Raw genomic sequence first — 20,863 nt, forward strand, 5'->3', positions numbered from 1 at the left:
ACAGCCACCGCAACGAAACGCGAATCATTTTAGAAAAAATGTTGGTTAACGCGCCGCGCGGCCGGACACACGGTGCAGGCCGCCATCCGGTGCCAGGCAGATCACCGGCGCCGAAAGGCCCGGCGCCAGCCGGCCGAGGTCGTCGCGACCGATCAGCGCAGCCGGACGGCGGGTGGCCATGGCCAGCACCTCGGGCAGCGGCCAGCCGACATCGCCGGTCATCACCGCGATGGCGCGGGCAAGGTCGAGGTCGGCCCCCGCCAGCGTGCCATCGGCCAGCGTCAGCCGACCGCCCTGCCGCCGGATCTCGCGCCCGTCGAGCGTGAAGTCCGCCAGATCCGTCCCCGCCACGGCCATGGCGTCGCTGACCAGGAACGCCCCCTGCCCGCCCCGCGCCCTCAGCGCGATGCGCAGGGTGACCGGGTCGACGTGGTGCCCGTCGGCGATGATCCCCATGGCGACATCCCCGTCCAGCGCAGCGCCGACGAGACCGGGCGCCCGGTGGCCAAGGCCCGACATGGCGTTGAACAGATGCGTGACGCAGCGCGCCCCGGCGGCGAAGGCCGCCGTCGCACCGGCTTGGTCGCAGTCGCTGTGGCCCAGCGAGACCAGCACGCCCGCCCCCGCCAGCGCGGCGATCTGCACCGGGGTCGCGCTTTCCGGCGCGAGGGTGATCTTGAGGCACGGCAGCGCCCTGGCCGCGTCGAGGTAGGTCGCGAGATCCGCGTCCTCCATCGGCCGGATGAGGCGTTCGGAATGCGCCCCCTTGCGGCGCGGATCGAGGTGCGGCCCCTCGAGATGCAGACCCGCGATGCCCGGCACGCCCTGCCGGCACGCCTCGGTCGCGGCGGCGATGGCAGCGCTTGTGGTGGCGCGGTCGGCAGTGATCAACGTCGGCAGGATCGCGGCGCAGCCCAGCGCCATATGCGCCTCGGCCATGCGCCGCAGGGTGGCGACGGAGGGCGCATCGCCCAGCATCACGCCGCCGCCGCCGTTCACCTGCAGATCGACGAAACCGGGCATGAGGATGCCGGAGGTCTCTTCAGCCAGTGCATCGGTTTCCGGGCGGATCGCGGCGATCGTCTCGCCCTCCAGCACCAGCTCGTGGCCGTCCAGCAGGCGCTCGCCGTCAAAGATGCGCGCCCCGCGCAGCACCCGGCTCATGCGCGCCGCGCCAGGCTGAGCGCGCCGTCCAGCGGCCCGCCACCGGGCGGGCTGACGGTCAGCTCCGGCATCTGCGCCTGCCACGAGGTCGCCAGCCCGCCCAGCCAGCAGAGCCTATGCCCCGGCACCCAGCCCAACGCACCCAGACCGCGCCGCAGGTAATCGGCGCCCTGGTCGAGGATCGCCCGTGCCGTCGGGTCCTCGGCCGTCTCGAAAACCAGCCCGGCATGTTGCGCCAGTTCGGAGGACCGCGCCGACATGGCCAAGGCGACCACGGCGTTCGCATCGCCGCACCGGGCCATCACGGCGCGGTAGAGCGCCCCCTCGGGCTCCAGCCCGTCCACCGCGCGCAGGCTCGCGGCCAGCGCCGCGCGGCCCAGCCAGGCGCCCGAGGCCTCGTCGCCCAGCACCACGCCCCAGCCGCCGATGTAACGCACCGCGCCACCCTGCTGCGCCGCCAGGAACGACCCGGTGCCGGTCGAGATCACGGCCCCATCGCCCGCGCCCAGCGCGCCGATCACGGTAGAAAGCCGGTCGTCCGAAACGCCCATCCGCCAGCCGGGAAAGCCGTCGCGGACCTGGGCCATGTGGGCGTCGGACAACACCCCGGCCAGCGCGAAATGCCAGGGCAGCGCCCCCAGCGCCGCGCCCGAAACGCCCGCCTGTGCCGCCGCCTCGCGGATCGCCGCGCGGATGTTGGCCAGCGCCCCCGGCAGGTCGGCCGAGACATTGGCCGGCCCGCCCGTCGCCTCGTACCTGTGGCCGGCGATCACCAGCGCCACGCGGCAGCCGGTGCCGCCGCCATCGACGGCGGCATGGTCAGGGATCGGAGCGTTGGTCATAGGCGCACCAAGGCCCAAGCGCGGCCAAAGCGCAAGGGCTCAGGCGCGCGCCAGCCCGTCCGACAGGTCCGACAGGATCGGGCAATCGGGCCGGTCGTCGCCGTGGCAGGCGTGGACGAGATGCGCCAGCGTGTCCCGCATCTGCCTCAGCTCCGCCAACCGTACGTCGATCCGGGCCAGGTGATCCTCGGCCAGTTGCTTGACGTCGGCGCTGGCGCGATCCCGGTCGGCATAAAACGCCATCAGCTCGCGGCAATCCTCGATCGAGAACCCCAGTCCCCGCGCCCGGCCGATGAAGGCCAGCCGGTGCAGGTCGCTGTCGTCGCAGGCACGGTAGCCGTTGGACGACCGCTTGGGCTGGATCAGCCCGATGTCCTCGTAATATCGGATGGTCTTGGCGGGCAGCCCGCTGGCTTTTGCGACGTCCGAGATGTTCATGCGGTTGCTTCCGTGTAGCTGGCCGCGCCCGCCCGGTCGGCAAGGACCGGGCACACGAAGCGCAGGCGCAGCGCGTTGGTCAGCACAAAGACCGAGGACAGCGCCATGGCCCCGGCCCCCAGCATCGGCGAGAGCATCCAGCCGAACGCCGGGTAGAAGACGCCCGCCGCGACCGGGATCAGCAGCACGTTGTAGCCGAAGGCCCAGCCAAGGTTCTGGCGGATGTTGCGCAGCGTCGCGCGCGACAGGGCCACGGCGTTCACGACACCCTGGATGGCGCCGGACATGAGCACAACGTCGGCGGTTTCCACGGCCACGTCAGTGCCGGTGCCGATGGCGAGGCCAACGTCGGCGGCGGCCAGGGCGGGGGCGTCGTTGATCCCGTCGCCGACGAAGGCGACCCGGCCCTGCGCCTGCAGGCCCTTGACGGCGTCGACCTTGCCCTCGGGCAGGACCTCGGCCACCACTTCGTCGATGCCAAGCTGGCCTGCGATGGCACTCGCCGTCGCCCGGGTGTCGCCGGTGATCATCGCCACGCGCAGGCCCTGGGCCTTGAGCGCGGCAATGGCCTCCTTCGCGCCCGGCTTGACCGGGTCCGATACGCCCAGCACGCCCGCCAAAGCGCCATCGATGGCGACATAGAGCGGCGTGTGACCGGCGCCGACGAAAGCGGGCTCGGTCGCCGCGATGCCTTCGCGCACCATGTAGCGCAGCGCGCCGATGCGCACCTCGCGCCCGTCCACGCGGGCCGCGATGCCGTAGCCGGTGACCGAGGTGAAGCCTTCCACCACGCTGTCGCCCCCTTGCGGGGCCGCCGCCACCACGGCCCGCGCGACCGGATGCTCGGAAGCACTCTCGGCCGCCGCCGCGATGCGCAGCAGGGCGTCACGGGTCCAATCGCCGTGCAGCTCCACGTCGGTCAGTTCCGGCTTGCCCTGGGTCAGCGTGCCGGTCTTGTCGAAAGCGACGACCTCGACCCCCTCAAGTGCCTGCAGCGCGTCGCCTTTGCGGAACAGCACGCCCATCTCGGCCGCCCGCCCCGTGCCGACCATGATCGAGGTCGGCGTGGCAAGGCCCATGGCACAGGGGCAGGCGATGATCAGCACCGAAACCCCGGCGACCAGCGCATGGGTCAGCGCGGGTGCGGGGCCGAAGACCAGCCAGACAAGGACCGTCAGCAGCGCCAGCCCCATGACGGCGGGCACGAACCACAGGGTGATCCGGTCGACGAGGCCCTGGATCGGCAGCTTGGCGGCCTGGGCATCCTCGACCATGTGGATGATGCGCGACAGCGTGGTGCCCGCGCCGACGGCCGTGGCCCGCACGGTCAGCGCACCCGCACCGTTCACCGTGCCGCCGGTGATGGCATCGCCCCGCCCCTTGCCGACCGGGATCGGTTCGCCCGTCAGCATGGATTCGTCGACGAAGCTTTGGCCGTCCAGCACCTCGGCATCGACCGGGACGCGGGTGCCGGGGCGGATCAGCAGGGTGTCACCCGTGGCCACGGTGTCGACCGGAACCTCGACCTGCGCGCCATCGCGCAGGACAATCGCCGTGTCGGGGCGCAGACCGACGAGACGGCGGATCGCCTCGCCCGTGCGGCCCTTGGCGCGGGCCTCGAGCGTGCGACCCAGCAGGATCAGCACGACGATCACCGCCGCCGCCTCGAAATAGACCGCGCGGGCGGTGTCGGGCAGCAGGCCGGGGGCAAAGGTCGCCACCGAGGAATAGCCGAAGGCCGCCAGCGTGCCGACGGCCACCAGCGCATTCATGTCGGGCGCGCCGCGCAAGAGCGCCGGAATGCCCTTTGCATAGAACAGCCGGCCCGGCCCGGCCAACACGATGGCGGTCAGGAGAAATTGCAGCACCCACGAGGTCTGCTGGCCGATGGTCGCCATGACCCAATGGTGGAACGGCGGATAGAGATGCCCGCCCATCTCGACCACGAAGACAGGCAGCGTCAGAGCGGCGGCCAGCCACATCTTGCGCGACAGCGCCTCCGCTTCGGCCGCCTTGCGGTCGGTGGTGGGCGCGTTGACCTCGGCATCGCGGGGCTTGGCCGGGTAGCCGATGGCCTGCGTCGCGGCCAAGAGGTCGGCCAGCGCCACCTGTCCGTCGAAATAGCGCACCCGCGCGGTTTCCGAGGCGAGGTTCACCGTCGCCTCCAGCACCCCCGGTACCGCGGCCAGCGCCTTGTCGACCCGGCCGACGCACGAGGCGCAGGACATGCCCTCGACCTCCAGCTCGACCTCGGCGATGCGGGCGGGGTAGCCTGCGGTCTCAAGCGCGGCGATCACGGCGCCTGCGTTTGCCGGGCCGTCAAACCGGACCTTTCCGCTCTCGCCAGCCAAGTTGACCGAGGCGTCGGTTACGCCCTCGATCCGGTCCAATGCGCGTTCGGCACGGCCCGCACAGGCGGCGCAGGACATGCCATCGATGTGGAAACTCAAGGTGGACGGGGCTGCGGCAGACATGGGGAATCCTCTCAGAATCGGTTCTCCCGATACCAGATAAGGTTTCCACTTACTGGAAGGTCAAGGGCCGTTTGCGATCTTTCCCGCTCAGGCAGGCTGGCCGGTGTAGCCCTCTTCCGCAAGCGCGGCGATCAGCGCGCCCGTGTCGGCCCCGTCATGAGTCACCACGGCCCGGCCGGGATCAAGCGTCACCGCGGCTGATCGCACGCCCGCGACGCCGGTCAGCGCCGAGGTCGCATGTTTCACGCAGTTCCCGCAGGTCATGCCGGTCACGGTGAGGGTCAGGGTTTCAAGCGCCATCTTTCGCTCCTACATTCTGTCGCCAAGGATGTGGCGCCGCGTCGCGCGCGGCGCAAGAGGTCACACGCCCAGCGACGCCTCGGGGACCACGTCGAGGCCCCGCGCCTCGGACCGGTGATGCACCCAGTTCAGCGTGTCGCGCAGGCGCACGACGCTGCCGACGATGATGACCGCCGGGCCCTTGATCTGCTGATCGGCCACGGCGCCCTCGATATCCGCCAGCGTGCCGGTCGCGACCTTCTGCGTCGGCAGGGTGCCGTTCTCGATCACCGCGACGGGCATGTCGGCGGGCACGCCCCGGGTCAGGAAGCCGTCGATCAGCGCCGGCAGGTTGCCCAGCCCCATGTAGATCGCCGCCGTCTGGCCCTTGCGGATCAGCACTTGCCAGTCGAGCTCGAGCATCCCGTCCTTGCCATGGCCGGTGACAAAGACCGCCGATTGCGCGTGGTCGCGATGGGTCAGCGGGATGCCCGCATAGGCGCCGCAGCCGGCGGCCGCCGTGATCCCCGGTACCACCTGAAAGCCGATCCCGGCCTCGGCCAGCCGCGCGATCTCTTCGCCGCCACGGCCAAAGATGAAGGGATCGCCCCCCTTGAGGCGCAGCACCCGGTTGCCCTCCTGCGCCAGCCGCACGAGCATCTCGGAAATGCCCTCCTGCGGGACGGCATGGTCCGCGCGGCGCTTGCCAACATAGACCCGTTTCGCGTCGGGGCTGACGAGGTCCATGATCGCCGGGCTCACCAGCGCATCATAGAGCACCACGTCGGCGCGCTGCATCAGGCGCAGCGCCTTGAAGGTCAGAAGGTCCGGATCGCCCGGCCCCGCGCCGACCAGGTAGACCTCGCCCTGCGCCGGGGTGCCCTCTCCGGCGCCCAGTTCCATGGCGATCTGCTGCTCGGCCCGCATCTCGTCGCCCGCCAGGAAGAAATCGCCCGCCGGCCCCTCGATCAGCCCCTCGTAGAAACGGCGACGGCGCTTGCCGTCGGGGATCGCGGCGGCGATCTGGTCCTTGAACCGTCCCATGAAGGCGCCCAGCGCGCCGAAACCGCGCGGCAGCGTCGCCTCGATCCGGGCGCGCAGGATGCGGGCGATGGGCGGGGCCGCGCCGCCGGTGGTGATCGCCACGGTGATCGGCGCGCGGTCGACGATCGACGGGACGACAAAATCGCCCGCCTCGGTGATGTCGGCGATGTTGCTGAGGACCCCCGCGACCTTGGCCGAGGCGCGCAGCGCCGCGTCCCGCTCCGGATCGCGCGAGGCGCCATAGGCCAGCACGCAGCCGACCAGGTCGCCCGGCTCGGCCGCCCGCGCAACCCGCGTCACCGCCCCACGCAGCGCCTGCACCTCGGGGCCCGGGTCCGAGTCGCAGATGACCACCTCGCCCCCCGCCTCGAGCACGCGCGCCGCGCGGCGCGCCGCGACGGCCGTGCCGCCATCGATGAGCACTTTTCTGCCCTTGAGATCGAGGAAAATCGGCAGGTAATCCATGGTCTTCTCCTTTGCCCGGCAACAATCGCAGGCAACCCCGGCGCTTGTCCACCGATTGCGCCAAAGTGGCAAGAGATCGCCTTTGCCCCGGCGCGCGAAGCGGCCTATCCTGTGACCATGCTCAGTGAACCTCACCCCTTTGCCCAATTCGTCGCCATCCTCGGGCGCGGCAAGACCAAGCAGCGCCACCTGACCCGGGCCGAGGCCCGCGAGTCGATGGCGATGATCCTGCGCGGCGAAGCCCTGCCCGAACAGATCGGCGCCTATCTCATGCTGCTCCGCCTCAAGGAGGAGAGCCCCGAAGAGATCGCCGGTTTCGTCGACGGCACGCGGGACACGTTCCGCAAGCCGCCCGATGCGCCGCTGGTCGATCTGGACTGGTCGTCCTATGCCGGCAAGCGCACGCAGCTGCCGTGGTTCCTGCTGTCGGTGCTGGCGCTGGTCGGTGCGGGCCACCGGGTCTGCCTGCACGGGACCGAAGGCCACACCGCCGGGCGGCTTTACACCCGCGACGTGCTGACCGCGCTGGGGCTGCCGGTCTCGACTTCGCTTGGTGAGGCCGGGGCACAGATCAAGGCACAGGGCTTCTCTTACCTGCCGCTCGAGGCGATGAGCCCCAAGCTGCGCGAACTGATCGAGCTGCGGCCCATCCTTGGCCTGCGGTCCCCGGTGCATTCGTTCTCGCGCCTTTTGAACCCGTTCGACGCGCCGGCGGTGATGCAGGGGATCTTCCACCGCGGCTTCATGGACATCCACGCGGGCGCGGCGCAGGCGCTGGCGATCCATCGTTGCGCCGTGTTCCGCGGCGAAGGCGGCGAGATCGAGCGTCGGCCCAACAAGCCGGTCGAGGTCTGGACCACGGAAGGCACCGCCGATGCCCGGGTCGAGACCTGGCCCGCCCTGCTGCCGAACGGCCATGCCCCGGCGGAGGAAGAGATGGACCCGGCCCTGTTGCTCGGCGTCTGGCGCGGCGAGATCACCCATGCCTACGGCGAGGCGGCGGCCATCGGCACGCTGGCCATGGCGCTGCGCTGCATGGGTCTGACGCGGTCGATCGTCGACGCCGAGGCGCAGGCGCGCGGGCTCTGGCAGGCGCGCGACCGGGCGCGGTTGGTGGCGGCCTGAGGGGTTAGAAAGTCCCACAGATCGCGCAGTGCGCAACCTCAACGACGCGCGCTGAGCTGAGAGCGCGCGATTCTGCGGCATGGCCTCGCAATGCGGAGCCGTGCAAGGGCCAGTCCGCGGGGTGGCGCTGAAACGCTTGAACGGGGCACTTTATCCCCGCCAAGTCCGAACGACCTCTCCCGGTGGGCGAGACGGTTGCCAAGCGCCAGCCCGGTGGGGCGGACTGGCGCTCGCGCGGCGGCCTTCGGCCTTGATTCCGCACGGGGTGCATCGTCACCAAGGCAGGACATCAGACCTTGGCCGGCCCACGCCCGTAGTACAGCGCCTGCACATGCTCGGCCTGGGCAAAGAACAGCCAGCGCGCGGCCAGCAGCCCGGCCACATGGCTCGGCACCGCGACCAGTGCCAACGCATGCCCGGCCGGGAAGGCCAGCAGCAGCACCGCCGGCAGCGCGCACATCAGCCCCAGCGCAATCCAGCGCAGTTTCAGCGCATGTTTGCGCGCCACCCGGAACCCCATCTCGCGCAGCAGGTAATTCTCGCCCGCATGCGGCGGCTCGAGCAGGCGGACGCGGCCGATGGGGCCGAGGCCGGTGGCCGTCTCCATCGTGCTGCCCGCTTCGGCAAAACGCGTGTCGCCCTTGATCCAGGCGGCGATCTGAACGGCGCCGAGCACAAGCATCAGCACACCCGCAAGCCGGACCTGCCCCGCCAGCAGCGCCCCGCCGGCCAGCGCGTTCGACAGGAACAGCGCCGGGGTCAGCCGCATGTTCCAACGCGGCACCGCCCGCAGCTGGGTGTAGATCATCGCCGTGCAAAGCACCGTGCCGAGGCTCAGCACCGCGCCCAGCCAGCCGACCGGGCCCAGCCAGAGCGCCTGCCCCGGCGCCTCGAGCAGCATCCGGCCCAGCGCCACGGGCGCCACGATCAGCAGGGCCGCGACCGACAAGACTCCTTCGCGCGATAGCCAGGAGGTGCGCCATTGCGAGAAGGCCTTCACCGCGTTCTTCGGGTTGGCGAGGTGGAAGACCGAGGCCAGAAGCCCCCCCACCGCCAGCGCATAGCCGATGAAGAAGAAGGCAAAGGCCACCCAGCCGGAGACATCCGGCATCCCGAGCCCGAGAAAGGCCAAGAGCCCGAAGCCGAGCCCGGAAAAGGCGGTGAAGAAGATGACGGAAGGCGCCGGATGCATGTCAAAGCGCCCCCAGCGCGCGGTCGATCCAGGCCAGCAGGCCCTTCGGCTCTTCGGCCACGGGCTCAAGCTGCGCTTCGACGCTGCCCTTGAGGCGGGGCGGCAGGTACTTGTTCACGGGGCGTGTGCCCTGTTCGGGCATCAGGTCCATGCCGCCCCGCGCGGCCACCAGCCGCGAGACGTTGCTCTCGGGGTCCGCGAAATCACCGAAATGCCGCGCGCCGGCCGGGCAGGTGCGCACGCAGGCGGGGACGCGGTCTACTTCGGGGATGTTGTCGTTGTAGATCCGGTCGATGCAGAGCGTGCATTTCTTCATCACGCCGGCCGCCAGGTCCAGCTCGCGCGCGCCATAGGGGCAGGCCCAGGCGCAGAGGCCGCAGCCCATGCAATCGCCCTCGTCCACCAGCACGATCCCGTCCTCGGTGCGCTTGTAGCTGGCACCGGTGGGGCAGACGGTGACGCAGGGCGCGTCCTCGCAATGCAGGCAGGATTTCGGGAAATGGGTGACCTGGGCGCATCCGCTCTCGGGCTGCACCTCGAAGCTGTGCACGCGGTTGAGGAAGGTGCCCGACGGGTCCGCGCCGTAGGGGTCCTGGTCGGACAGCGGCGCGCCATGGCCGGAAGTGTTCCATTCCTTGCAATTGACCACGCAGGCGTGGCAACCGACGCAGGTATCCAGGTCGATGACGAGGCCCAGCTTGGCCTCGGTGCGGTCGGGAAGGCCGGTCATGCCCGGCCCCCGCGGCTCAGTGCACCCAGGCGAGCGGCCCGATGGCAAAGAACAGCCGCACCTTGCCGTTCACCGGCGCGGAATAGACCATGGGCCGCCCCGCCAGCCGGGCGGCGATGTTGGTCAGGTGCCAGGCTTCCTCGATCGGGACGGCAAGCATCCTTTCGGTCAGCGGCTGAAAGCCATGCGCCCGGCCATAGGCGCGCGCCGTATCGGCCGCCTGGCGCGTTTCGATGGTGATATGCGTCTCGGGCAGCGCCCAGCCCCACATCCAGCTGCCCGACCCCTCGATCCAGGAGCCGATGATGTCGAAGCCCGCCCGGCAGCGCGCCCCGTCGGCATGGGTAAAGGTAAACAGCCCCGCCTCCACGTCCATGTCCCAGCGCCCGCCGGGGTCCGAGATGCGGAAGGCGTCGTAAAGCGCCACGCTGCTGTCGGTCACCTCGGTGCAGGCGTCGCGCAACAGCGCGGTGAAATCGGCGGGTTGCGGGGCCAGCACCGGTTCTGTCCCGTCCGGCGCGAGGTAGATCGCATTCGCCCCGTGATTGCACATGGTCCTGCCCTCCGTCTGTTCGTTGGACGTCAGTCATGCCACGAATTGGTGAATCCTTTATGGCCGCGCCAAGGATTTTCCGGGTCATGTGAAATCGTCTCCGTAGGTCAGCCGGTCCGGGCCCTGCCCGACCGGGCTTTTCTGCGCGGGCAGGCGCGGCTCGGACGGGCCGCGGGTCGTGGCGCGCTCGATCCGCACGCGCAGGTCGAACCAGGCGGCCTGGCCGGTGATCGGGTCGGAATTCGCCCAGCGCAGCCCGTCGCCCTTGGGCGGCAGAAGCTCAGCGATGAGGTGGTTCAGAAGAAAGCCGTCGGTGGCCTCGGGCGCGTTCTCGGACAATGCCCAGGCGCCGCGCTTCTTGCCGATGGCGTTCCAGGTCCAGAGCGTCTGGCCGTTGACCGCATCCATCCGCGCGACCGGCACCTTGATGCGGCCGTGATGGGACGTGAGATACGCCCAGTCGCCTTCGGCAAACCCCTGCGCCTCCCAGATGTCGCCGGGCACGAAGAGCTTGTTGACGTTGGTGATCTGCCGCAGCCAAGCGTTCTGGCTGCCCCAGGAATGATACATGTGCATCGGACGCTGGGTGATCGCGTGCAGGGGGAAATCGGCAAGGTCGACCGTCTCCCCTTCGAAGGGCGGGTACCAACTGGGCAGCGGGGTAAAGCAGCGCTTGATCCGGTCGCGTAAGTGGTCGGGCGGCTGGCGGTCGCCATGCCCTTCGGCGGCGCGCTGGAACCTGGCCAGCGGCTCGAGCCAGAGGTTGAAGACGTAGGGCTGCGGCGCGTCGAAGATCCCGCGCTCCACCGCCCAGCCTTGATACGCGGCGTTCCAGGGTTTGAAGAACTGCGCCTCTTCGGGGATATGGCTGATCCAGAAGCCGCCGTTGTCGATGTAGCGCTGCAATTGCTCAGGATTCGGCGCGCCGCGCCCTGCCCCGGTGCCATCGCCACGCCAGCCGGCCAGCGGGCCGACACCGGGGCGGCGCTGGTGGTTGACGATATAGTCCGCGTAATCCTCGTAGACCGCGTCGCCCTTGGCATCGACAAAGCCCGGCAGGCCCAGCCGCACCCCCAGTTCGATCAGCGCGGACTGGAAGCCCTTCACGTCGCGGTCCGGCTCGACCACCGGCCAGCGGATCGCATCGGCGGCGGCATCCGCCTCGCAGATCGGGCGGTCGAGCAAGCTGATGCAATCGTGCCGCTCGAGATAGGTCGTGTCGGGCAGGATCAGGTCGGCATAGGCCACCATCTCGGAACTATACGCGTCCGAGTAGATGATGCGCGGAATGACATACTCCCCGCTTTCGTCGGTGTCGGTCAGCATGTCGATGACCTGTGCCGTGTTCATCGACGAGTTCCACGCCATGTTCGCCATGTAAAGAAACAGCGTGTCGATCCGGTACGGATCGCCCGCATGGGCATTGGCGATGACCATATGCATAAGGCCATGGGCCGAGAGCGGGTTTTCCCAGCTGAACGCCTTGTCGATCCGCTTGGGCTGGCCTTGCGGGTCGAGCAACAGGTGCTCGGGCCCCAGCGGATAGCCCAGGTGCGGCCCGTCCAGCGGCTGGCCGGGCGTGGCCCCGGCATGGGGCCGCGGATGCGCCTCGGGCGGCTTGGGATAGGGCGGCTTGAAACGGAAGCCGCCGGGGGTTTCGACGCTGCCCAGCACGATCTGCAGCACATGCAGCGCGCGGGCGGTCTGGAAGCCGTTGGAATGGGCGCTGATCCCGCGCATGGCGTGAAAGCTGACGGGACGGCCGATCATGGTCTGGTGCCGCTCGCCCTTCCAGTCGGTCCAGGGGCGGTTCAGCACGATCTCTTCGTCGAAAGCGACCCGCGCCAATTCCGCCGCGATCGACCGGATGCGCGCGGCGGGGATGCCGCAGCGCCCGGCCACCGCCTCGGGCGCGTATTGCGCGTCCATGTAGGTTTCGGCGAGCAGCTGGAACACCGGGCGATAGCTCACGCCCGCCTGCCGCAGGGTCTGGGTCAGCGCGGGTTTGACGCCCGGCGCGTCGTAGGGCGCGGGCTTGCCGGTGGCGCGGTCGATGACCAGCGGCTTGCCGTCGTCGCCCCGCAGGAACAGGCCCCGCCCCGCGCCGTCGCCGTCATGCACGAGGAACCCGGCGTTGGTGTAGCGGCAGAGGTAGTCGAGATCGACCTTCCCGGCGCACAGAAGCTCGTGGATCAGCGACAGGATGAACAGCCCGTCGGTGCCCGGCGTGATCCCGACCCAATCGTCGGCGATGGCGTTGTAGCCGGTGCGCACGGGGTTCACTCCGATCACCCGCCCGCCCCGCGCCTTCAGCTGGCCAAGGCCGATCTTGATCGGGTTGCTGTCATGGTCCTCGGCCACGCCGAAGATCATGCAAAGCTTCGTGCGCTCCCAATCCGGCTGGCCGAATTCCCAGAAGGCGCCGCCCATGGTGTAGATGCCCGCCGCCGCCATGTTCACGGAACAAAAGCCCCCGTGCGCCGCGTAATTGGGCGTGCCGAAGGCCTGCGCCCACCAGCCGGTGAACGACTGGCTCTGGTCACGGCCGGTGAAGAAGGCCAGCTTTTCCGGCGCCGTCTCGCGCAGCGGGGCCAGCCAGCCGGCGGCGATGGAAAGCGCCTCGTCCCAGCCGATCTCCTCGAACTGCCCAGACCCGCGCGGGCCGACGCGCTTGAGCGGTGCCCGCAGGCGCGCGGGCGAATAGTGCTGCATGATCCCGGCCGAGCCCTTGGCGCAGAGCACGCCGCGATTGACCGGGTGGTCGCGATTGCCCTCGATATAGCGCACCTTGCCGCCGTCCAGATGCACGTTGATGCCGCAGCGGCAGGCGCACATGTAGCAGGTGGTCTGGCGAATCTCGTCCGACACCTTGGGCGAAGGCCGGGCCGCCGCGCGCTGGTCACTCATCTGTCATCCGGGGGAAAACCCTCTTGGCTCAACCGCTTGCGGCGCATCGTTCATGGGCGTCATGGGGCGATCAAAGCATATCCAGTTTATAGTGCCAATCTTATTGGATGAGTCCAGTTCAGCTTATTGACTTTGCCAATCAGTTCGATTGATCTGCGCGCAGGAGGCGCCATGACCATCAACCTTAAACATCTCGAAGTGCTGCACGCCGTCGTCGTCGCCGGCGGCATCGGCAAGGCCACGCGGCTGACCGGGCTGTCGCAGCCGACGATCTCGCAGCAGATCGCCAAGTTCGAGGAGGAATTGGGCTGCCAGCTTCTCCTCCGCAAGCGGTCCAAGGCGATCGAGCTGACGGCGGCGGGCGAGTTCTGGTTCCGCACCGCCAAGGACGTGCTGGGCCGCATGACCGAGGCCGAGGAGACGCACCGCAACACCTTCGGCACCGACCGGCTGGCGATCCGCGTCGGCACGCCTCCGTCCCTGCGCGGGCATTTCATCGAGGGCGCGGCCCGGATCGCGCTGCAGCAGGGCAAGTTCTCGCGCTTTGAATTCGTCTGGGGGATCGACAGCGAAGAGATCGTCGAGATGATGGAGACGCGCAAGATCAACTGCGCCGTGGTCAGCGCGGCCAGCGTGGAGGATCGCGGCAACACGCTGGCGGTCGAGCGGCTGTTCACCGACCAGATCGTCTGGGTCGTCCCCGCCTCGGTCCCCGAAGAGAGCGTCGCCGCCGTGCTGCGTGGCGACGCCCCCGGCCCCGAGGCGGATGCGCTGAAACGCTACGTGGACGTGACGACCAGCGTGGTGCCCTGGCACGGGATCTCGGACACCTGGTTCCGCGAGCACCTGCCCTTTGCCCTGCCCTATTTTTCCTGCATGACCCACCAGGCGGCGGTAGACATCACCGCCGGCGGGATCGCCACCTGCCATTGCCCGGTCTCGCTGATCCCCAACCTCTCCGACCAGATGCGGTCTCGCATCCGCACCTATGCGCTGAACGAGGTGACGCGCGACGCGGTGTTCTGCATGCCGCGGCACCTGTTGTCGCTGAAGCCGTTTGCGGAGTTCCAGAAGGCGATCTGCGGCTTCATGCGGGACCAGTATGACAACGGGCGGGTGCGGATGGACTTGTTGCCTTTGCCGGTGTGACCTTTGCCGTCAGTGCATGTTGAGAGCTGCGTGGGGGCCGTCTGCCCCGTCGCCATTGTCTCTCGGACCAATGGCGCGACAAGGGCGACCCCCGAAGGTATTTAAGAAACAATGAAGGAGTGGGGTGTTCTCTTGTCCGAAAGACCTAGGCGCGGCTGAGGGCTGTGTAGGCGTCGAGGAGGGAGGTGGTGCCGGTATTGGAGAGGACTTCGGACGGGGTACCATCGGCGCGCAGGGTGCCCTCGGCCAGCAGCAGGATGCGGTCGGCGTTTTCCACCTCGTCCACCAGGTGGGTGGCCCAGAGGATGGCGGTGCCGCTGTCCTTGGCAAGGCGATGCATCGTGGCGACGAGCGCGGCGCGGGAGGTGGCGTCGAGGCCGGCCGAGGGTTCGTCCATGATCAAGAGCTCGGGGCGGTTGATGAGGGCGCGGGCGATCTCGACCCGGCGCTGCTGGCCGCCCGAGAGGGTGCGGACGGGGCGCGAGAGCATGTCGCTCAGGCCGAAATCAGCGGCAAGCTGGTCTATGCGGGCGGCAAGGTCCGACCCGCTGAGACCGAAGAGCCGGCCGTGAAAGCTTAGGTTTGCCTGGACCGACATGTCCAGATCGACCGAGCGGGCCTGGAAGACCACGCCGAGGCGGCGCAGGATCTGCGAGGACGCGGCGCCATGGGACTCGCCGAAGAGCGTGAGAGCACCGCCATCGGGCGCAAAGAGCCCGGCGATCAGCTGGAACAGCGTCGACTTGCCCGCGCCGTTCGGGCCAAGCAGGCCCACGTATTGCCCGGGGCCGATGTCGAAGGAGACGCCGCGCAACGCCTCGGTCGCGCCGTAGGATTTGCGCAGATCACGGGTCGACAGGACGCTCATGGTTCGGCTCCGAAATCGGTGGTGAGGGCGCGGATCGTCCCCGCGTCGCGGTCTGCGCGCGGCTGGTCGATCCGCAGCTTGCGACGGATCGTGGCGGGGCTGCCGCCCAGCACCACGACCTTGTCGGCCAGGCGGGCGGCATCCTCGGGTTCATGCGTGACCAGCACCACCGATGGGCCGCGATCCGCGACGATGCGGGCGACCAGCGCCAGCAGCTCGCGCGCCAAAGGGCGGTCGAGAGAGACGAAGGGTTCGTCCAGCAGCAGTAGGCGCGGCGAGACGGCGAGCGCGCGCGCCAGCGCCACGCGGCGCTGCATGCCGCCCGAAAGGGCGCCGGGCAGGCGATCCTCGGCGCCCGCAAGGCCCATCTCGGCCAGCAGGGCGCGGGCCTCGGCGCGCGTCACCTCGGGGGCGACGGCGCGGATGTTCTCGGTCGCCGAGAGCCAGGGCAGGAGGCGCGGGTCCTGGAAGACGATGCCGGGCACCGGCGCCGCCTCGGGCGGGCGGCCGTCCAGCGCGACCATGCCGTCGTAGTCGCGGTCGAGCCCGGCGATGAGGCGCAAGAGCGTCGACTTGCCGACGCCCGAGGGGCCGAGCACGGCCAGAACCTCGCCCGGGGCCAGCGTCAGCGACAGCGGGCCCAGCACGGGCACGCCGCCGAACGCCTTGACCGCAAGATCGATCTTCAGCCCCTCGTCCGCCACCCCAGCACCTTTCGTTCAAGCCCCCGCATCACGCCGTATTCGAAGGCCATCACCACCGTCATGAAGGCCATCGTATAGGCAAGGATCCCGGTGATGTCGAAGTTCTGGAAATAGATGCCGACGCGAAAGCCCACCCCGCCGTCGCTGCCCAGCACCTCGAAGACCAGCACGATCTTCCAGATCAGCGACAGGCCGGTGCGGGCGGCGGCCAGCGCATAGGGCATGAGCTGCGGCAGCACGAACAGGCGCAGCCGGCGGACCATCGGCACGCGGTAGGCGCGGGCCAGTTCCGCGACGCCGTTGTCCAGCGCGCGGACCCCTTCGCGCATGGTGGTTGCGACCAGCGGGGTCTTGTTGATCACCACCGCGAGAACCAGCGCCATCTCGCTGAGACCCAGCCAGATGTAGCAGGCGATGGCGACCACGATGGCCGGCACGTTCAGCCCGATGACGACCCATGGCCCGAACAGGCGATCCGCCCCGCGAAACCGACCCAGCGCGCCGCCGATCAGCGAGCCCAGCACCATGGCGAGGACGAACGCCAACGCCGCCCGGCCCAGCGTCTGGCCAAGGTCGTCCCAGAAGACGCTGCGCCCCGCCAGGTCCCATAGCCGCCCGGCGACGCGGGCGGGCGACGGGAACAGGCGGTGATCTGCGGCCAGGGCAGCCAATTGCCAAAGACACAGCAGGAGCGGCAAGGACAGCCACTCCTGCAGGCCCGGTCCGGGCTTGGGCCGGGCGCTCATGCGCGCCACCGGGGTCTTGCGGTCATGAAGGCCTCAGTAGCTGAAGCCCGACCAGAAGGTGCCCTGGTCCATCGTGTCCGAGGCGCCGACAAGGTCCTCGCCGCCGTACTCGGCCATCAGCGCAAAGGCCTTGGCGGCCGCGTCGACGGTGGACTGGTCGTAGCTGGTCACGATGCCCGCGCGGCAATCGTCACGCAGCGTTTCGAAAAGTGTCTGGCTGTCCTTGGCGCCCATGATCTCGCGCATCGCGTCCCAGGCGGCGTCATCCGACTTGAGGATCTGCTTGGCCTCGAAGGAGGCCCGGAGGAAGGCGGTCAGCGCCTCGGGCTTGGCCTCGGCGGTTTCCTCGCGGAAGACCCAGGACAGCAGCGGCGGCTTGGGGTCGATCCCCATCTCGTCCATCATGTGCGCGACCGAGACCAGCTCGGTGTTGCCGGCCGCCTTGGCGCGGGCGTTGAAGTGCCAGAAGTTCAGCGCGGCGTCGATGTCGCCATTGCCGAGCAGCTCGTTGATCAGCGGCGGGGCGCCGAACTTGGCGGTGACCACCTCGGCCAGCTTCTCGCCCCCCGTCAGCTTGCCGTAATAGGCCTGCAACGCGATCCAGGACTTGTCGAGCGGCCCTCCGGCGATGCCGATGGTCTTGCCCTTCAGATCCTCGACCGAGGCGATGTCCGAGTCCGCAGGCACCATCACCCCGCCCACGGCCAGCGAATGCGGCACGGTCTGCATCGCCTCGCCGTTCGCGCGCAGGCTGGCGACCCAGACGAAATCCGACAGAATCACGTCGGTGTCCCCGGACATGAGCGAGACATGGCCGGCCTGCTTGCCCACCACATCGCGCAGCACCAGCTCGAACCCGTGCTTGGCGTCGAGGCCGTTCTGCTGGATCACCTCCATCTCCCAGCGGGCGGTGCCGGTCAGCATCACGCCCACGGTTAACTGGGGCAGGTCGCTGGCCGGCGCCAGCGTGCCCAGGGGCGCCACGGCGCCCGCCAGCATCAGCGCGGCGAATCTGCGTCGCTTGATCATGATCTTTCCTCCCTGGTCGGCGCATCCTTCAGCGCCGGTCTTGCATTCAAGCACGTGCATCGCGCCCGAATTCCTCCTAACCTGCAGCGTGACGTGTCGGCCGGTCGGCTGCACCCCGCCAATTGGTCGTATTGGCCAAAGCCAAGCGCCCCGGCACGTCTGTGCAAAGCGGAGGAAAATCATGCAGTCAACGACGATACAGGGCAGCGCCGGGAATGGCTACCTGCTGGGCCTGTGGGCCGTCACGGAACGGGAGCTGCTCAAGTTCCTGCGCCAGCGCGAGCGGCTGATCTCGGCCATCGTGCGACCGTCGCTGTGGCTGTTCATCTTTGCCGCGGGGTTTCGCAACGTGCTGGGCGTGTCGATCATCCCGCCCTACGAGACCTACACGACCTACCAGGAATACATCCTGCCGGGACTCATCGGAATCGTGATCCTGTTCCAGTGCATGCAATCGGCCCTGTCGATGGTCTATGACAAGGAGGCCGGAGTAATGCGCGTCATGCTGGTCAGCCCCCTGCCCCGCAGCTTCCTGCTGTTCGCCAAGATCCTTGGCGCGACAGTGCTGGCCATCGCGCAGATCTATGCCTTCCTTGCGTTGGCGGCCGCCTTCGGCATCTTCTTTCCGGGCTGGGGGACGCTGACGATCCTGCCGGCCATCGTGCTGGGCGGGCTGATGATGGGGGCCATCGGCCTCTTGATCACCGTCTACACGCGGCAGATCGAGAACTTTGCCGGCATGATGAACTTCGTCATCTTCCCGATGTTCTTCCTCAGCTCGGCGCTTTACCCGCTGTGGAAGTTCCGCGACGCGGGCGCGGATGCGATGTTCTGGGTGGCGCAGGTGAACCCCTTCACCCACATGGTCGAGCTGGTGCGCCATGCCGCTTACGGCAAGGTGCCGTGGATCTCGCTGGCAGTGGTTCTGGCGGTGTCGGTGCTGGCCTTCGCGCTGGCGGCGCGGGGATACGATCCGAACCGGGGCGCCATCCGGCGGGTCAAGCGCGGATAGGAAACGGGCGCCCCAAGGGGCGCCCGGTTTCGGCTTAGTGATGGGGGTCGTCCGCGCCGTTCGGCTTGGGCCGGGACATGGCCTGCCGGGTGCTTTGCCCGGCGGCGATGCCGGCAGTCAGCGCCTCGGCGATCCCGACGACCATGGCCGCGTTGCCGGCGGGATAGGTCGGATGGGTCATCGCGGCGGGCGGGACGGCGTGCAGGGGCACACGGGTGCGCTTGACGGCGACGGCCGCACAGATCAGCCCCAACCCGACATAGGCGGCACCCAGCACCAGCGCCGCCGTCAGCACGTCGGATGCGGCAACGATCGCGACCCAGGCCGCGATGCTGAAGAACCCGATGCCGATCACCAGGAACAGCAGCGACACAAAGCCGAAGGCCGTCCGCTTGGCGGCATCACGGGCGGCATGTGTGACCGTCGCGAACATGTCAGCGGCGGGAGCTCATCAGCAGGCCGACGACGAAACCGATGCCGGCCGCGATGCCCACGGCCGCGCCGGGATTCTCGCGCACGCTCGTCTCGGCCCGGTGGGCGGCGGCGGTCAGCTGGTCCTGCGCGTAGCGGACATTGTCTTCGCCCTTGGCGCGCAGCTCGGCGGCGGTGGCCTTGACGTTTTCCTTGGCCGCCGTGCCCTGGGCGCGGCCCAGTTCGGCCAGCGACGAGGTCAGCTTTGAGATGTCCTCGCGGATCGTGGCGAGCTGCTTTTCGATGCTGTCCTGTTCCATCTCGGCTTTTTCCTTTTCGAGTTCGGGCTTGCCGTTGGACGCCTTCGCCTTGACGCTTGCGGGAGCTTGAGCGGTGGCCATGTCAGCCTCCTGTCATATACGTTGCGATCTCTGTCGAAACGCGCCACGCGGCTCGGGAGTTCCAAAATTAATTACCGGAAAATTCCGGAACCGCCATCGCCCCTTCCGTGTTTCTCCAACATGACAGCGCCACGACGGCGCCGCAACATGAAAGGAACATATCATGCTTGGCTGGGCACTTACCTTCCTCGTGGTCGCTCTCATCGCGGCCGTCTTCGGATTTGGCGGAATCGCCAGCGCATCCGCCGGGATCGCGCAGATCCTGTTCTTCATCTTCCTGATCCTCTTCGTGATCACCATCATCGCCCGCGCGGTCCGCAAGGTCTGACGGGGGATGGCGCCGGGGCGGGTCCACTCCCCGACCCCGGGCAGCCGAACAGGCACCACGAACGAAAAACGCCCGCGTCCGAAGACGCGGGCGTTTTCATTTTGACGTCGGAAAATTCAGACGCCCAGCGTCTCGGTGGACGAGAAGAACATCGCCTGGCTGATCGCCGACTGCACCTGTTCCTCGGAATAGGGCTTGGTGATGACGAAAGCCGGCTCGGGCCGGTCGCCGGTCAGCAGCCGCTCTGGGAAGGCGGTGATGAAGATCACCGGGATGTCGCCGAAATCGCGCAGGATGTCGTTGACCGCGTCGATGCCCGACGAATTGTCGGCCAACTGAATGTCCGACAGGATCAGGTCGGGCTTTTCCTGCTTGGCCAGTTGCACTGCCCCGTCGCGGGTCCGGGCGACGCCGGTGATGGCATGGCCCATGTCGGCCACGATGCTTTGCAGGTCGAGCGCGATGATCGCCTCGTCCTCGATGATCAGGACACGTCCGGTCACGCTGCTCTCCATTTCCTTGCGCGCGGCCGACAACAGCTCCTGCGCTTCGCTCGGCGAGGCGTCGATCACCTCGGCCACTTCCTCGAGGGTGAAGCCCTCGATCACGGCCATCAGCAGCACCTCGCGCGAATTCGGCGTCAGCGACGCCATGTGCGACTGGGCCCGGCGGGCGATCTCGCTGTCTTCCTCGGCCACGGGGGTGCCGGCGCTGGTCCAGATCGCATGGAAGGCGCGGAACAGCGCCACCCGGGGCGACGAGGCCCCGTCGAAGATCGACCTGTCGCTCAGCAGCGCCTCGAGCGTGGCGGCGGCAAAGGCGTCACCGGATCTCTGGCTGCCCGTCAGCGCGCGCGCGTACCGGCGCAGGTAGGGAAGTACCGACCCGACCTGCTCTGCGAGACCCAGGGGTTGACCTTGCTCAGACATATTTTTTGCCCTTTCCGTGATTTTCTTTGGAACCCAACGTAGGCTGGTGGCGTTAGGTTCCCGATCAAAGCAA

21 protein-coding genes are annotated in these 20,863 nt (G+C 68.7%); 4 read left to right on the forward strand and 17 right to left on the reverse strand.

Annotated elements, in window-relative coordinates; genetic code table 11:
- Positions 1-45: 45 nt before the first annotated feature.
- The 6 genes from nagA to cysG all read right to left on the reverse strand — a co-directional run bounded on the left by nagA (position 46) and on the right by cysG (position 6,706).
- Entirely contained in the window at positions 46-1,164 is a 1,119-nt protein-coding gene (gene nagA / locus MF270_RS03450) for an N-acetylglucosamine-6-phosphate deacetylase (protein WP_238364462.1), read from the reverse strand.
- Entirely contained in the window at positions 1,161-2,006 is an 846-nt protein-coding gene (locus MF270_RS03455) for a glucosamine kinase nucleotide-binding domain-containing protein (RefSeq protein ID WP_238364463.1), read from the reverse strand. Before MF270_RS03455 ends, nagA begins: the two co-directional genes overlap by 4 nt.
- 39 nt (positions 2,007-2,045) lie before the next feature.
- Entirely contained in the window at positions 2,046-2,444 is a 399-nt protein-coding gene (cueR, locus tag MF270_RS03460) for a Cu(I)-responsive transcriptional regulator (protein ID WP_238364464.1), read from the reverse strand.
- Complete coding sequence (locus tag MF270_RS03465; RefSeq protein ID WP_238364465.1) at positions 2,441-4,918, reverse strand: heavy metal translocating P-type ATPase; 2,478 nt, start codon at positions 4,916-4,918, stop codon at positions 2,441-2,443. Before MF270_RS03465 ends, cueR begins: the two co-directional genes overlap by 4 nt.
- A gap of 87 nt (positions 4,919-5,005) precedes the next feature.
- Entirely contained in the window at positions 5,006-5,218 is a 213-nt protein-coding gene (locus MF270_RS03470; RefSeq protein ID WP_238364466.1) for a heavy-metal-associated domain-containing protein, read from the reverse strand.
- A gap of 60 nt (positions 5,219-5,278) precedes the next feature.
- Positions 5,279-6,706: a siroheme synthase CysG gene (gene cysG, locus MF270_RS03475; protein ID WP_238364467.1), complete on the reverse strand. Its 1,428-nt coding sequence runs from the start codon at positions 6,704-6,706 to the stop codon at positions 5,279-5,281.
- 117 nt (positions 6,707-6,823) lie between these two features.
- On the opposite strand from cysG, the gene MF270_RS03480 reads away from it, so the two are divergent.
- Positions 6,824-7,831, forward strand: coding sequence for a glycosyl transferase family protein (locus MF270_RS03480; protein WP_238364468.1), 1,008 nt, complete (start codon positions 6,824-6,826; stop codon positions 7,829-7,831).
- Between the two features lie 289 nt (positions 7,832-8,120).
- Here MF270_RS03480 and MF270_RS03485 read toward each other — a convergent pair whose 3' ends face one another.
- The 4 genes from MF270_RS03485 to MF270_RS03500 form a co-directional block, all read right to left on the reverse strand.
- Positions 8,121-9,023 (reverse strand): dimethyl sulfoxide reductase anchor subunit family protein, encoded by a 903-nt coding sequence (locus MF270_RS03485; protein ID WP_238364469.1) that lies wholly within the window; start codon positions 9,021-9,023, stop codon positions 8,121-8,123.
- Position 9,024: 1 nt separating this feature from the next.
- Positions 9,025-9,753, reverse strand: a complete 729-nt coding sequence (locus tag MF270_RS03490) for a 4Fe-4S dicluster domain-containing protein (protein WP_238364470.1) — start codon at positions 9,751-9,753, stop codon at positions 9,025-9,027.
- A gap of 16 nt (positions 9,754-9,769) precedes the next feature.
- Positions 9,770-10,306, reverse strand: a complete 537-nt coding sequence (locus MF270_RS03495; protein WP_238364471.1) for a DUF6882 domain-containing protein — start codon at positions 10,304-10,306, stop codon at positions 9,770-9,772.
- Between the two features lie 84 nt (positions 10,307-10,390).
- Positions 10,391-13,213 (reverse strand): molybdopterin oxidoreductase family protein, encoded by a 2,823-nt coding sequence (locus tag MF270_RS03500; RefSeq protein WP_238364472.1) that lies wholly within the window; start codon positions 13,211-13,213, stop codon positions 10,391-10,393.
- A 171-nt stretch (positions 13,214-13,384) separates the two neighbouring features.
- Here MF270_RS03500 and MF270_RS03505 point away from each other — a divergent pair, with 171 nt between their 5' ends.
- Entirely contained in the window at positions 13,385-14,362 is a 978-nt protein-coding gene (locus MF270_RS03505; RefSeq protein ID WP_238364473.1) for a LysR family transcriptional regulator, read from the forward strand.
- Between the two features lie 145 nt (positions 14,363-14,507).
- Here MF270_RS03505 and MF270_RS03510 read toward each other — a convergent pair whose 3' ends face one another.
- Genes MF270_RS03510 through MF270_RS03525 form a run of 4 tightly spaced genes read right to left on the reverse strand, consistent with a single transcriptional unit; the run spans position 14,508 to position 17,709 of the window.
- A complete protein-coding gene (locus tag MF270_RS03510; protein ID WP_238364474.1) occupies positions 14,508-15,230 on the reverse strand; it encodes an ATP-binding cassette domain-containing protein in 723 nt (240 codons plus the stop codon).
- Complete coding sequence (locus tag MF270_RS03515; RefSeq protein ID WP_238364475.1) at positions 15,227-15,934, reverse strand: ABC transporter ATP-binding protein; 708 nt, start codon at positions 15,932-15,934, stop codon at positions 15,227-15,229. The genes MF270_RS03510 and MF270_RS03515 overlap by 4 nt, the downstream gene beginning before the upstream one ends.
- Positions 15,916-16,680, reverse strand: a complete 765-nt coding sequence (locus MF270_RS03520) for an ABC transporter permease (protein WP_238364476.1) — start codon at positions 16,678-16,680, stop codon at positions 15,916-15,918. The genes MF270_RS03515 and MF270_RS03520 overlap by 19 nt, the downstream gene beginning before the upstream one ends.
- A gap of 33 nt (positions 16,681-16,713) precedes the next feature.
- Complete coding sequence (locus MF270_RS03525) at positions 16,714-17,709, reverse strand: ABC transporter substrate-binding protein (RefSeq protein ID WP_238364477.1); 996 nt, start codon at positions 17,707-17,709, stop codon at positions 16,714-16,716.
- 181 nt (positions 17,710-17,890) lie between these two features.
- Here MF270_RS03525 and MF270_RS03530 point away from each other — a divergent pair, with 181 nt between their 5' ends.
- Entirely contained in the window at positions 17,891-18,721 is an 831-nt protein-coding gene (locus MF270_RS03530; protein ID WP_238364478.1) for an ABC transporter permease, read from the forward strand.
- Between the two features lie 34 nt (positions 18,722-18,755).
- Here MF270_RS03530 and MF270_RS03535 read toward each other — a convergent pair whose 3' ends face one another.
- Both MF270_RS03535 and MF270_RS03540 read right to left on the reverse strand, forming a co-directional pair.
- Entirely contained in the window at positions 18,756-19,154 is a 399-nt protein-coding gene (locus tag MF270_RS03535) for a hypothetical protein (protein WP_238364479.1), read from the reverse strand.
- Position 19,155: 1 nt separating this feature from the next.
- The gene (locus tag MF270_RS03540) at positions 19,156-19,533 is read right to left on the reverse strand and encodes an ElaB/YgaM/YqjD family protein (protein WP_238364480.1); all 378 of its coding nucleotides are present in this window, start codon (positions 19,531-19,533) and stop codon (positions 19,156-19,158) included.
- Positions 19,534-19,696: 163 nt separating this feature from the next.
- On the opposite strand from MF270_RS03540, the gene MF270_RS03545 reads away from it, so the two are divergent.
- Positions 19,697-19,861 carry a DUF1328 domain-containing protein gene (locus MF270_RS03545; protein WP_238364481.1) on the forward strand — a complete coding sequence of 55 codons (165 nt, stop codon included), beginning with the start codon at positions 19,697-19,699 and terminating at the stop codon, positions 19,859-19,861.
- A 116-nt stretch (positions 19,862-19,977) separates the two neighbouring features.
- Here the strand turns inward: MF270_RS03545 and MF270_RS03550 are convergent, their stop codons facing one another.
- Positions 19,978-20,790 carry a response regulator gene (locus MF270_RS03550; RefSeq protein WP_238364482.1) on the reverse strand — a complete coding sequence of 271 codons (813 nt, stop codon included), beginning with the start codon at positions 20,788-20,790 and terminating at the stop codon, positions 19,978-19,980.
- Positions 20,791-20,863: the final 73 nt, after the last annotated feature.

The sequence above is a fragment of the Mesobacterium pallidum genome (assembly GCF_019966535.1).
GTDB classification, from domain to species: Bacteria; Pseudomonadota; Alphaproteobacteria; order Rhodobacterales; family Rhodobacteraceae; genus Mesobacterium; species Mesobacterium pallidum.